Genomic DNA, 13,019 nt, shown 5'->3' on the forward strand with positions numbered 1-13,019 from the left:
TGACCGTTTGGTCAGTGACGTCGATGCTGCATTGCACGCGAGCGTGATCAAAAACCGGTGCGGGCCTCTGGCCGCGCTGCCGGCTGGGGCGCATGGTACCGCCATCGAATTTCAATGGCTGTGTTTACCGGGCCAATGCCGTTTTCCTTGTCCTCGACCCCATCCCAAAGCCGCGTCCGCACTATTGCGCTGATCGTCGCCTGCGCGCTGTTCATGGAACAGCTGGACGCGACTGTGCTGGCGACCGCCCTGCCCAGCATGGCCCGCAGCTTCGGGGTTCGCCCGCTCCATATGAGCATCGCGCTGACCGCCTATCTTCTCAGCCTCGCAGTCTTCATCCCGGCCAGCGGCACAATCGCGGATCGCTTCGGCACCAAGCGCGTGTTCAACGCGGCCATCATTTTCTTCACGCTGGGCTCTATTCTCTGTTCGCAGACCACCAGCCTGCCGCTGCTCGTGGCGGCCCGACTGATCCAGGGCATGGGCGGCGCCATGATGGTGCCGGTCGGGCGGATCATCCTGCTGCGCAGCGCGCCGAAATCCGAACTGGTCTCGGCCATGGCCTGGTTTCTGGTGCCCGCTCTGGTCGGCCCCGTGGTCGGGCCGCCCTTGGGCGGTTTCATCACCACCTACCTGTCCTGGCGCTGGATCTTTTTCATTAATATCCCGATCGGCATCCTGGGCTGCATCCTGTCGACGCTGCTGATCCCGGATATCCGCTCCGACCAGCGCACGAGATTCGATCTGCCTGGTTTCGTGCTGTCTGGCTTGGCCCTGGCCTGCCTGACCTTCGGCTTCACGGTCGCCAGCCGCGGCACGGAATGGACGACGGCTGTGCCGCTTCTGGTCATCGGCACCCTGGCCGGCACCGCCTATGTCATCTACGCCCGGCGCCGCACCAATGCGATTCTCGACCTGCGGCTGATGCGGGTGCAGACCTTTCGCATCTCGACCATCGCCGGTTCGCTCTCCCGCATCACCTGGGGGTCCGTGCCCTTCCTGCTGCCGATGATGATGCAACTCGGCTTCGGCATGACGGCAGCGGCCAGCGGCGCCATTACCTTCATGGCTGCCGCCGGTGCCATGCTGATGAAATTCACCGCCGGCCCCCTCCTGAAGCGCTTCGGCTTCCGTCGCGTGCTGATCTGGAATCAGCTGCTGGCGACCCTCGGCATCGCCGCCTGCGCCGCCTTCACCCCCGGCTGGCCCCGGGCCGCGATCTTCACCGTTCTGCTGGCCGCCGGCTTCTTCCAGTCGCTGCAATTCACGGCCTACAACACCATTGCCTATGCCGATCTGAAGCCGGACCGCATGAGTGCGGCGACCAGTTTCTACACGGTCTTTCAGCAGCTGATGCTGTCCATGGGCATCTGTGTGGCAGCCGGCACGCTGGCGCTGTCCGCGCATATCTTCGGCCATCACGAGCCCGATCTGCTGGATTTCCGCGTTGCCTTTATCGTGGTCAGCATCGCATCGCTGTTTGCCGGGCCACTCTGCGCCAAGCTACCGCCTTCGGCCGGCGAGGAGATGAGCGGCCATCACAGCCGCCCGGCCCCCGCCAAGGCCTGAGCCGATAATCCTGCTATGCGAGACTAGATTCTCTTTCAGGGACTGAGGCTTCGGTCCTACAAAGACTCCGGCACTGACAGGACCCCGCCATAGAAGCGGGGCCGGGGGAGATAGAACATGCCGGACACCGCGCAACCGCGCCCGACCACCCATCGCTTCACAGACAATCAGCGGTGGGTGCGACTGATCCCCATCGCCATGATCGTCTACATCATCTCCTTCATGGACCGGACCAACATCTCCTATGCCTTTGCCGGCATCGGGCATGAGTTCCACGTCGGAAAGGCCCAGCAGGGTTTTGCCGGCGGCATCTTTTTCGTCGGCTATATGCTGTTCCAGATTCCCGGCGGCTGGCTGGCCGAGCATTGGTCGGCGCGTAAATTCGTCGCCATCATGATCGTCTGCTGGGGCGCGATGGCCTTTCTGTGCGGCTTCGTCCACAGTTTCGACCAGCTTGTCATCGTCCGCTTTTTCCTCGGCGTCGCCGAAGGCGGCATCTGGCCCGCCGTGCTGGTGCTGATCAGCCACTGGTTCCCGGTGCAGGAACGCGCCCGCGCCTATGCCTTCTGGATGGCCAATCTCGCCATCTCCTCCATCATCACGCAGCCACTTTCGGGCTGGATCGTCTCCATGTCGGACTGGCGGACCCTGTTCATGGTCGAGGGCGCCCTGCCCTTCATCATCGCCCTGCCGCTATGGCTGATCTTCATCCGCGACCGGCCGCGCGACGCGCCTTGGTGCTCCGCCTCGGAACGCCGCTATATCGAAACGTCAATCTCGCAGGACCGCCTGCACGAACCGCTGCCCGGTCCTTTCCGCGACATCTTCACCAATGGCACGATCTGGAAATTCGTCGGCGTTTATTTCCTGATCCAGGTCGGTTTCTACGGCCTCAATATGTGGCTGCCGACGCTGTTGAAAACTTTGACGAAGCAAGGTTTCGGCACGGTCGGGCTGATCGCGATGCTGCCCTACCTCACCGCCATCGTTTTCCTGTTCCTCAATGGCTGGGCGGCCGACCGGAACCGCCGCTACGGGCGCCATGTCTTCTATGCCACTGCCACGGCCGCCGTCGCGCTGATCATTTCGGTGCTCGTCGCGCAAAGCAGTGTCGTGCTCTCGATCGTTTTCATCTGCCTCGCGATCGGCGGGGCGCTGGCCTATGACGGGCCATTCTGGGCCGCCGCGTCGCGGGTGCTGCCGGTCGCCCTGGCGGGCGGCGCTATGGGCTTCATCAACGCACTCGGCAACCTCGGTGGCTATTTCGGACCGTTTCTGGGCGGCTATCTACAGGATCGTACCGGCAGCTTCACGGCGACCGCCGTTCTGTTCGCGGGCGCATTGCTGCTGTCAGGCCTGCTTGTGCTGACAATCCGGCTGCGCGAGAAACCGGCGGCGACCGTCCCGCCCGGACTAGGCTCCGGCCTGCCACCCAGCCGCCGCGTCACCTGACCCCAGGCTGCGAAAGGCAAGGATCGCGGCGCCCAGCAAGGCGCCGCGACTGCCGAGCACGGACTTCACAATCGGCGGCGGCGCCCGCCAGGCCAGCCGCTGCCGCAGCGCCACGCGCAAGGGCGCCAGCAAAACCTCATTGGCCTCGGCCAGGCCACCGCCGATGACGATCACCGCCGGGTCCAGCAGCAACGTCACCGTCGCAAGGCTGATCGACAGCGCCTGCACCGCCTCATCCCAAATCCTGGCGGCCAGCGGATCATGCGCCAGCCGCCCCGCAATCTCGGCGGCCGTCAATGCACTGCCACCCGCCGCGTGATACCGGCGCGCGATGGAGGAGGCCGAGGCATAGGCTTCCAGACAGCCGAACTGCCCGCAGGCACAGGCCTCGCCCCCCGGATAGACCGGAATATGACCGAGTTCGCAGGCCATCTGCGCCGCACCCGCTACCGCCTGCCCGCCGCTGACGAGCGACGCCGCGATGCCGGTGCCGATCATCGCCATGGCGGAATCGGCAAAACCCTTCGCCGCCCCCAGCTGCGCCTCGGCCAGACCCGCCGTGCGGACGTCATGGCCCGCGACGATCCCAAGCCCCAGCGTTGCGATCAGCCGTGGGACGAGCGGAAAATCGCGCCAGCCGAGATTGGAGGAAAACATGACATGGCCGCTGCGCTCATCCATGCCGGGCGCGATCAGGCCACAGGCCGCAACCGTCAGATTTTTCGCCGAGGCTTGTGCGATCATCCCCGCGACAAAGCGTTCCAGGACGGCGAAAGCCTCCTCGCCCTGCGCGCCCCCGGTCGCGGCACTATCCGCGATCAGCGTGCGGCCGGCATCGTCGATGACAGCCCCCTTGAAGCTGGTGCCGCCGACATCGATTGCGAGAACGACGGCGCCGGTCATGCCGGGTTGCGAGCGGCCCGGATAAAGGCCGCGATTTCCTCGGTGGAAGTGACAAGCCGGCCGAAGGCATCCGGCCGCATGGCGCGCAGATGCACTTCCGGCACGCCCGTCCGTTCCAGCAGCGCGCGCACATTGCCGCCGCGCACGCTGCCGCCCGCGATGATGGCCACCCGCCCAGCCGCCTGCTTGACGAGGGCGGACAGCACTTCCGCCCCGGCCTCGGCGGTCGGCTTGCCGCCCGAGGTCAGAACCGAGCGGATGCCCAGGCCCAACAGCGTTTCCAGCGCGGCCGGCAGGTCCCGCGTCACATCGAAAGCCTTGTGGAAGGTCATCGGCGTGCCGCCGCAAGCGGCTTTCAACCGTGCCATGGCCCGCGCATCGACCACGCTGGCCGCCGTCAGCGCGCCGCAGACGAAGCCGATATTCACACTGGACGCCTTCGGCAGATCGCGGATCGCCGCGATATCGGCCAGCATCACCTCCACCTCTTCGGCGGAGAAGACGAAATTGCCGCTGCGCGGTCGGATCATGATGCGGACGCCGATACGCCGCACGCGACCCAGAACCGCCTGGGCCAGGCCGAAACTCGGCGTCAGCCCGCCTTCAGACAGCGCGCTGCAGAGTTCGATGCGGTCAGCGCCCTCGGCCTCGGCCGCCAGGGCGCCTGCCAGATCGTCGACACAGATTTCCACCAGAGGCGGGCGCAAGCCGGTCGCATAGGGGGAGCCACTCACTTGATCGAGCCTGCCGTCAATCCACCCACCACTTTACCCTCGATCAACGCGAAAAGAATGATGACGGGGATAGTGGCAATCACCGAGCCTGCAAAGAGGTGGCTCCAATCGACCTGGTACTGGCCGATGTAATTGTTCAGCGCGACGGTCAGCGGCTGGGCTGCCTGGGAGGTCGTCAGCGTCAACGCCACGATGAACTCGTTCCAGGCGCTGATGAAGGTGAAGATCAGCGCCGTGACGATACCGGGCAGCGCCAGCGGCAAGGTGATGCGGAACAGCACGCCGATGCGCGTCGACCCGTCGATGAAGGCCGCTTCCTCCAGTTCCGCCGGAATGCCGGTGACATAGGCATTCAGAATCCAGACGGCGAAGGCCATGTTGAATCCGGCATTGACCAGGATCAGCGCATAGATGCTGTCCAGCATCTGAAGGTCGAGGAATTCCCGGTAGAGACCGACCAGCATGGCGGTCGGCTGGAACATCTGGGTGATCAGCACCAGCAGCATGAAGGCGTTGCGGCCCCGGAAGCGATGCCGCGCGGTGTAATAGGCGGCCGGAATCGCGACCAGCAGCACCAGGATGGTGGCGCCACCCGCGACTTCCAGGCTCACCCGCAGGTTATGGCCGAAGCCGGTACCCCAGATATCGATGAAACTGTGCCAGTTAAACTGCGTCGGCAGATAATCGCGGTCCAGCAGCTGATTGGACGGGCGCAGCGCCGCGATGATCATTTCCAGATAGGGCAGCAGGAAGATGATCGCGGCCAGATAGGCGAGGCCCATGAAAATGAGGGTGCGCGCCGGAAAACGGCCCAAAGCCGAGCGTGTGGCGGTCATGTCAGATATCCTCCCGCCGTTTTGCCGTGGCGCGCAGATAGAGCATGACTACGATCATCACGAGGGCGAAGTTCAGCACCGACATGGCGGCGGATTCGCCGATATAGCTCTGCTTGAGCTGATACATGAACGTCGTCGTCGTACTCGTCTGATGGCCGGGGCCGCCGCGCGTCATTTCCCAGATGATGGGGAAGGAATTAAAAACGTTGATGACGTTGATGAGCAGCGCCACCACGAAGGCAGGGCGCAGCAGCGGCAGGGTAATGGTGCGGTAGGTGCGCCAGGCGCCGGCCCCATCGACCTTCGCTGCCTCATAGATATCGGTCGGGATGCTTTGAAGCCCGGCCAGCAGCGCATAGGTCGCGAAGGGGATGGAGACGAAGACCGCGACCACCATCATCCAGGCGAAAGCGGTGCCCGGGCTGCCCAGCCAATCGGACGCATCGGTGTTGAAGCGGGCGAGCCAGCCGATATCGTGCAGAAAGACGTTGATGACGCCGTTATTGGGGTCCAGCGCCCAGCGGAAGACGATGGACGTCATCATGACCGACGCGGCCCAGGGCGCGATCAGCGCCCAGCGGGCGACGCGCCGCCCCGGAAAGTTCTGGTTGAAGAGCTGCGCCATGGCCAGGGAGATCAGCATCGTCGCCGCCACCACGACGATGACCCAGATCACAGTCCGGATCAGGATGCCGTAAAGGTCTGGCTCCTCGAACAGGTAGCGGAAATTCCGCCAGCCGGCCCAGCCCAGGATGAAACCATCCGGGCTGATATGCTGGAAGGCCGTGCGGATCATGATCACGACAGGCCAGAGCACGACGAGGGCAATCAATGCCATCGCCGGCCCGACCCAGAGCAAAGGCGCGAAGCTGGAAGCCCGCAAGCGGCTGGCCGACACGCCTCTTATTCGCCCTTCTCGGCGGTCTGCTGCAGGCTATCCAGCACGCTTTTCGGGTCCGGTCCGATGGCCGTGCCGATCTGCTGCTGGATCTGCGTCTTCACCTGCGCCCAGACGGTATCGCTCGGGTATTGAACAGCCTTGGGCAGCGCCGCCATGAAGGGGGCCAGCGCCGGATCGAGCTTCGAGAAGGCGGCGGCACCCGAAACGGTGCCCGGCAGCAGGTTATATTCCTGCGAGAAGGCGATCTGGTATTTGTCGCTCAGCGCGAAATCGATGAACTTCTTGATCGCTGCCTGCTTGGACCCATCGGTCTTGAAGGCGGCCATGAAGTCGCAAACGCCCAACGTGCTGTCCAGCGGACCGGCCTTGCCGGTGATGGGGGCGGTGCCCCAATCGGCATCGGTCAGCGCACCGGCGCTTTTGATGATCGGCAGCAGCGTCGTGATGCCGTTGACGATACCGATCTGACCCTGGGCGAATTGCTCCAGAATGGCGGCGCGGTTCTTGGTGCCGGGGTTGGGTTCGGTATCGCCGGCCTTGACCAGCTTGGTCATGAACTCAAGCGTCTCGACATTCTGCGGGCTGTTGATGGTCCATTTGCCGCTGGCGTCCTGATAGCCGCCGCCATTGCCCAACAGCCACAGCAGCGTCTCGGCCTGCGCCTCTTCCGGCCCCAGCGGCATGCCGTAGCCGATATGGCCCTTGGCGGCGATCTTGCCGGCATCCGTCATCAGCTCGTCCCAGGTCGTGGGCGCCCCGGCGATGCCGGCCTCGGCGAAGAGCTTCTTGTTATAGAACAGCGTGCGCGAACTGGTGGTGAAGGGCATGCCGTATTGGGCGCCCTGATAGCTGCCCAGTTTGGTGAAGGCCGGCATCAGGTTCGACGGATCGGTCATCACGTCGCTGACTTTATAGAGCAGGCCTTCCTGCGCGTAGTTGGAGAAATAGTCGCCCTCGGTGATGTCCGGATATTGCCGGTTCTGCACCATCGTCTGGATCTTGGTATCGAAATCGTTCCAGTTGACGGTCTGCACCTTCACCGTGATCGACGGATTCGCCGCATGGAAATCATCGGCGATCTTCTGCCAATAGATCTGGCTGCTGTCCTTAGGGCCGGTGCCGTAATCGGCGGCCACCACCGTCAGCACCGTATCCGCATGGGCGGAGACAGGCCCGAGCAGGCCAAAGGTCAGAGCGAGTGCCGCGGACAGGCCGCCGGCGAGGAAGGTACGACAGGTGAGGCGCATGGGGGACCTTTCTCCTGGTGTTTTTCTTGGCGGGCCGAACTCTAGGCGCGGCTCCGCCCTGTTGTATAGCAAGGACGCCGGTGGTCGCGGCGTCCGTGCGTCTTGCCTCAGCTGCCCTTCAGGGCAGTCTGCTGGATCGTCGTCAGAACGGGTTTCGGGTCAGGGCCAATGGCCGTGCCGATGATCTGCTGGATCTGCGTCTTGACCTGCGCCCAGACCGGATCATTCGGATATTGCACCGCATTCGGCAGTGCCTTCACGAAGGGCGCCAGCGTCGCATCGGTCTTGGCCAATGCCTCGGCCGCCGAGGTCGTACCCGGCAGTTCCAGATACATATGCACGAAATCGAGCTGGTATTTGTCCTGGAAGGCGAAATCGAGGAACTTCTTGATGGCGACCTGCTTGGTGCCGTCGGTCTTGAAGGCAGCCACGAAATCGCAGACGCCCAGCGTCTTGTCGATCGGGCCGGTGCGGCCGGCAATGCCGGTGGTGCCAAGGTCACCCGGCTTCAGCACATTGGCCGCCGTGATCATCGGCAGCAATGCGACCTCGCCGTTCATCATGCCGATCTGGCCCTGGGCGAATTCGTTGAACAGGTCGGTGCGGTTCTTGGTGCCGGGATTGGGCTCGGTATCGCCCGCCTTCACCAGTTGCGTCATGAATTGCAGGGTCTGCACGTTCTGCGGGCTATCGATCACCCATTTGCCGCCATCCTGATAGGCGCCGCCATTGCCCAGGAACCACAGCAACGTCTCAGCCTGTGCTTCCTCAGGCCCCAGCGGCAGGCCGAAGCCGATCTTGCCTTTGGCCTCGATCTTGGCCGCGTCAGTCTGGATTTCTTCCCAGGTCTTGGGCGGATTGGTGATGCCGGCTTCGGCGAAGATCGCCTTGTTATAGAACAGCGCGCGGGCGCTGGTGGTGAACGGCAAGCCGTATTGCACGCCGTTATAGCTGCCGAGATCCTTGAAGACCGGCATCAGGTTGGACGGATCGGTGAAGACGTCGCTGACCTTGTACAGCAGGCCTTCCTGCGCATAATTCGAGAAATAGTCGCCTTCCGTGATGTCCGGATACTGGCGATTCTGCACCATGGTCTGCACCTTGGTGTCGAAATCATTCCAGTTGATGGTCTGCACCTTCACGGTGATGGACGGGTTCACCGCATGGAAATCATCCGCAATCTTCTGCCAATAGATCTGGCTCGTGTCCTTCGGCCCGGTGCCGTAATCGGCGACGACCAGATTGAGCGTGGTGGCGGATGCCGCCGTCGTCAAAAGGCCAAGGGCCGCAGCCGCCATGATGCCGGCGACTGCGAAGGAACGACAGGCGATGCGCATGAAAAACCCTTGTGTTGCAGATGGCTGGCGGAAACCGGGGCGGAGTGTAGGCGCGCTCCGCCGGGCTTGTATAGCTGCCATGCAACGATTTTTTGCGCGCGCCAGCGACAGCGCCGATCCTATTGCTGTTGCGTGATCGACTGGTACAGTTTCGTAACGCCCGCGCTGATGCCGCCATCCACAGGCAGAATAACACCCGTAATATGCGCGGCATCGTCGGACACCAGAAAGGCGACGGCCGCCGCGACATCGGCAGGAACCGCGACTTTCCGCAACGGATACCAGGCTGTCAGCTCATCGAAGACGGCCGGATTGGCGGCGAGCCTTTCGTCCCAGGCTTGTGTCCTGACCGTACCCGGCGCGACCGCATTCACCCGCACGCCTCTGTCGCCGAATTCCACCGCCAGCACCCGCGTCAGATGCATAAGGCCTGCCTTGGCAGCGCTATAGGCAGGATGGCCGAACATGCCGAGACCGTTGACCGAGCCCATATTGACGATCGATCCGCCTTGCTTGAGCAAATGATCCTGGAATGCGCTAATGCACAGATAAGCGCTGTCGAGATTGAGCAGCATATCCCGCCGCCAGGTCGCGTAATCCATCACGCGCATATTGGCGCCGAAAGCACGCCCGGCATTGTTGATCAGCGCGCGCACGTCGCCGATGGCCAAGGCCGCTCGGGCAGCCTCATTCACCGCCGCCTCATCTGTTACGTCGAGCGTCATGGCCTGCGCCGCGCCGCCTTCGGCACGGATGGCCGCCGCCCGCGCCTCGGCCTTAGCCCCGTCGATATCGGCGCAGATCACGCCCCAGCCACGCTGGGCCAGAAGTGCCGCCGTGGCGCCGCCGATATCGCCGCCGGCCCCGGTGATGAAGGCCCATCGCTGCGCGCTCATGCTTGTCTCCCTATCCTGTCGTCCATCAACAAAGCGTCCATCAACAAAGCCTGGGCACCATGGCCGAGGCGAACGGGTGCGTATAGGCTCTGGCCCCGAGGAGATTGGCGATGACACAGGATCTGGTCGTGACCGGCGCGCGTATCATTGATGGCACCGGTGCGCCGTGGTTTCGTGGCGACCTGCGCGTCTCGGGCGGGCGGATCGCTGGCATCGGCACCAACCTGCCCAAAACGGGGGCCGATGTGCTGGATGCCGCAGACCGCTATCTCGCCCCGGGCTTCATCGACGCCCATTGCCATGACGATCTCGCCTTCCTGCGCGAACGCGAGCGGCCCGAAAAGGCAAGGCAGGGTGTCACCTCCATCGTTACCGGCAATTGCAGTTTTTCGCTCTATCCGGCCCCGCCCCATGCAGTGGACCTGCTGCGCGGCCATTTTTCCGGCCTTCTGGGAGAAACCGCGCGCGAGGAGGTTTTTGCGGATTTCGGCGGCTACAAGACCGCCCTGGAAAACCCCGGCATTGCGCTGAACCTCGTTTCTCTCGTCGGCCACGCGGCCCTGCGCCTCGCCGTGATGGGCTATGAGAAACGGCCCGCGACGCCGGACGAAATCCGCGCCATGCAGGTGCTGCTGGCACCGCAGATTCGCGCCGGCGCCGCCGGACTGTCCCTCGGCCTCGTCTATCCGCCCAGCGCTTTCGCGGAACTGCCCGAACTTGTCGCCCTTGCCGAGACGGTGCGAGACGAAGGCGGCATCCTGGCCGCCCATGTGCGGAGCTATGAGGCCAGCCTTCTGCGCTCCATCGCGGAATTCATCACCATCCTGCGCGACAGCCGCGTGCCGGGCCTGCTGTCTCACCTGCAATCGGCCGGCCGGCCGAACTGGGGCCAGATCCCCAAGGCGCTGGCACTGCTGGAACAGACCCGCGCGGAAGGGATCGATATCAGCTTCGACATGTATCCCTATCCCGCCGGCAGTTCCTACATGCTGCAACTGCTGCCGCCATCGGCGCAGGAAGGCGGGCTCGACGCGCTACGCGCACGCTTGCGGAACCCCGCACAACACGCGGCCTTGAAACAATGGGTGGAAGACGGCCAGGGTGGCGATACCCATATCCAGTCGAAAATCTCTCTGATCGGCTGGGGCAATGTGCTGATATCGGGCGTCACCAATCCAAGCCTGAAATCGCTGGAAGGCAGCCGCATGGATGCGGCGGCGGCACAGCTGGGTATCGATCCTTTCGATCTTCTGGTGCGTTTTGTGGAAGAGGATGAAGGCCAGACCGCCATTGTCATGTTCCAGCAAAGCGAAGACGACCTGCACGCCGCCTGCTGCCATCGGCTGCATATGGTGGGGTCCGACGGCCTGCCGCGCCCAGGCACGCGCCCGCACCCCCGCGCCTTCGGCACCTTTCCCCGCCTCATCGGGCCGTTGCGCCGCGACAAGGGCTGGTTCACGCTGGAAGATGCGGTGCGCCGCATGACCAGCGTGGCGGCCCAGCGTTTCAGCCTGCATAGCCGTGGCCTGCTGCGCCCCGGCATGATTGCCGATATGGTGCTGTTCGAAGATGCCGTCACCGATCACGCGACATTCGAAGACCCGGTGCAGGCGCCCTCTGGCATTTCGGATGTCTGGGTCGCAGGTCAGGCGGCGGTCGCGGACGGACAGATAACGGGCCGGCTGCCCGGCAAGGTTTTAGGACGAGGATAGGAACGACACCATGCGTCAGGCTCTCATGATCGACGGCGCCGCGAAGGCAGGCGGCCATTATTCCCACGCCGTTGTCGCCAACGGCTTCGTCTTCGTCTCGGGCCAAGGCCCGACCGAGCCCAAGACGGGCATCATGCCGGATGATTTCGCGGGCCAGGTGCGGCAGACCCTGACCAATCTACAGACCATCCTGACGGGCGCGGGCAGCAGCCTAGACGATGTCGTGAAGATCAACTGCTATCTCAGCGACGTCACCCGCTTCCGCGAGTGGAACACAATTTACACAGAATTCTTTCCGGCAGCCCCGCCGGCCCGCACGACCGTCGGCTGCCAGCTCAACGGTATTCAGGTCGAAGTCGATTGCATCGCGGTTCTGTCCCATGACTGATCTACCACAGCTCGACACGCCCGTTCCCGTCATCGACCTCGATGTGGTCGAGCGGAATCTGATTCGGATGCAGGATTACGCCAACCGCCATGGCATCGCCCTGCGCCCGCATATCAAGACGCATAAGCTGCCGGTCTTCGCCCAGCGGGCGATGGACCTGGGCGCGGTCGGCATCACCTGCCAGAAGCTGGGCGAGGCCGAGGTCATGGCCTCCGCCGGGCTGGACGATATTCTCATCTCCTATCCGCTGATCGGTGCCGGAAAGGCGCGCCGTCTGGCGGCGCTGACGCTGCTGGCCAAGATGCGCGTCGCCATCGACAATAAGCTGGCACTGGACACGCTGGCCGCCGCCGCCCGTGAGGCTCATGCGCCGATCGGCGTGTTGGTGGAATTCGACAGCGGCCAGAAGCGCACTGGCGTCGTTTCGGTCGCCGAGGCGCTGGACCTCATTGCCGCCGTGAAAGAGGTACCGGGCCTGCGCTTCGACGGGCTCATGACCTATCGCAATACCCCCCTGACCGGCCCTTTCATTCAGGCGGTGAAGGACGCCGGCGTAGCGCTGCCCATCGTTTCCAGCGGCGGCACGCCGGGCTGGGACAGCACGCATGAAACCCCGGCCATCACCGAAATGCGCGTCGGCACCTATATCTATAATGACCGCATGATGGTCGAAGCCGAGGCCGCGACACTGGCGGATTGCGCGCTCCACATCATTGCCACCGTCATCAGCCGGCCGGAACCGCATCGCGCGGTGATCGACTGCGGTTCGAAAACGCTGTCCAGCGATGTCATGCCCGGCGGCAAGGTTCCCGGCTACGGCCTCATCCTCGACTATCCCGACGCCGTGATCGAACGCGTGACCGAGGAACATGGCATGGTCGATCTCAGCCAATCCGAGATGAAGCCTAAGATCGGCGACCGCCTGCTGATCCTGCCCAACCATGTTTGTGTCGTCACCAATCTGCACAACGATGTCGTGGCGATCCGCAACGGTCAGGTGGAAGCAGTCTGGCCGGTGGCCGCCCGCGGGTTGACCCGGTGAGG

Annotated in this window: 12 protein-coding genes; 5 read left to right on the forward strand and 7 right to left on the reverse strand. The window is 63.8% G+C overall.

Annotated elements, in window-relative coordinates; all coding sequences use genetic code 11:
- Positions 1–147: 147 nt before the first annotated feature.
- Positions 148–1,569 carry a DHA2 family efflux MFS transporter permease subunit gene (locus ASILVAE211_RS09095; RefSeq protein WP_227320988.1) on the forward strand — a complete coding sequence of 474 codons (1,422 nt, stop codon included), beginning with the start codon at positions 148–150 and terminating at the stop codon, positions 1,567–1,569.
- A 117-nt stretch (positions 1,570–1,686) separates the two neighbouring features.
- The gene (locus ASILVAE211_RS09100) at positions 1,687–3,021 is read left to right on the forward strand and encodes an MFS transporter (protein WP_227320989.1); all 1,335 of its coding nucleotides are present in this window, start codon (positions 1,687–1,689) and stop codon (positions 3,019–3,021) included.
- On the opposite strand, the gene ASILVAE211_RS09105 is transcribed toward ASILVAE211_RS09100, so the two are convergent.
- The 7 genes from ASILVAE211_RS09105 to ASILVAE211_RS09135 form a co-directional block, all read right to left on the reverse strand.
- Entirely contained in the window at positions 2,983–3,924 is a 942-nt protein-coding gene (locus tag ASILVAE211_RS09105; protein WP_227320990.1) for an ROK family protein, read from the reverse strand. The genes ASILVAE211_RS09100 and ASILVAE211_RS09105 overlap by 39 nt on opposite strands.
- Complete coding sequence (locus tag ASILVAE211_RS09110; protein WP_227320991.1) at positions 3,921–4,658, reverse strand: copper homeostasis protein CutC; 738 nt, start codon at positions 4,656–4,658, stop codon at positions 3,921–3,923. Before ASILVAE211_RS09110 ends, ASILVAE211_RS09105 begins: the two co-directional genes overlap by 4 nt.
- A complete protein-coding gene (locus ASILVAE211_RS09115) occupies positions 4,655–5,494 on the reverse strand; it encodes a carbohydrate ABC transporter permease (protein WP_227320992.1) in 840 nt (279 codons plus the stop codon). The genes ASILVAE211_RS09110 and ASILVAE211_RS09115 overlap by 4 nt, the downstream gene beginning before the upstream one ends.
- Position 5,495: 1 nt before the next feature.
- Positions 5,496–6,392 carry a carbohydrate ABC transporter permease gene (locus ASILVAE211_RS09120; RefSeq protein WP_227320993.1) on the reverse strand — a complete coding sequence of 299 codons (897 nt, stop codon included), beginning with the start codon at positions 6,390–6,392 and terminating at the stop codon, positions 5,496–5,498.
- Positions 6,393–6,397: 5 nt separating this feature from the next.
- Positions 6,398–7,642, reverse strand: a complete 1,245-nt coding sequence (locus tag ASILVAE211_RS09125; RefSeq protein ID WP_227320994.1) for an extracellular solute-binding protein — start codon at positions 7,640–7,642, stop codon at positions 6,398–6,400.
- A 107-nt stretch (positions 7,643–7,749) separates the two neighbouring features.
- Complete coding sequence (locus ASILVAE211_RS09130; RefSeq protein WP_227320995.1) at positions 7,750–8,979, reverse strand: extracellular solute-binding protein; 1,230 nt, start codon at positions 8,977–8,979, stop codon at positions 7,750–7,752.
- Positions 8,980–9,098: 119 nt separating this feature from the next.
- Positions 9,099–9,875 carry an SDR family oxidoreductase gene (locus ASILVAE211_RS09135; RefSeq protein ID WP_227320996.1) on the reverse strand — a complete coding sequence of 259 codons (777 nt, stop codon included), beginning with the start codon at positions 9,873–9,875 and terminating at the stop codon, positions 9,099–9,101.
- 110 nt (positions 9,876–9,985) lie between these two features.
- Between ASILVAE211_RS09135 and ASILVAE211_RS09140 the strand changes: the two genes are divergently transcribed.
- The 3 genes from ASILVAE211_RS09140 to ASILVAE211_RS09150 are packed head-to-tail and all read left to right on the forward strand — an operon-like array spanning position 9,986 to position 13,017.
- Positions 9,986–11,587, forward strand: coding sequence for an N-acyl-D-amino-acid deacylase family protein (locus tag ASILVAE211_RS09140; RefSeq protein WP_227320997.1), 1,602 nt, complete (start codon positions 9,986–9,988; stop codon positions 11,585–11,587).
- 10 nt (positions 11,588–11,597) lie between these two features.
- Complete coding sequence (locus ASILVAE211_RS09145) at positions 11,598–11,975, forward strand: RidA family protein (RefSeq protein WP_227320998.1); 378 nt, start codon at positions 11,598–11,600, stop codon at positions 11,973–11,975.
- Positions 11,968–13,017, forward strand: a complete 1,050-nt coding sequence (locus tag ASILVAE211_RS09150; RefSeq protein ID WP_227320999.1) for an alanine racemase — start codon at positions 11,968–11,970, stop codon at positions 13,015–13,017. Before ASILVAE211_RS09145 ends, ASILVAE211_RS09150 begins: the two co-directional genes overlap by 8 nt.
- Positions 13,018–13,019: the final 2 nt, after the last annotated feature.

Source organism: Acidisoma silvae (assembly GCF_020618775.1).
Classification (GTDB): domain Bacteria; phylum Pseudomonadota; class Alphaproteobacteria; order Acetobacterales; family Acetobacteraceae; genus Acidisoma; species Acidisoma silvae.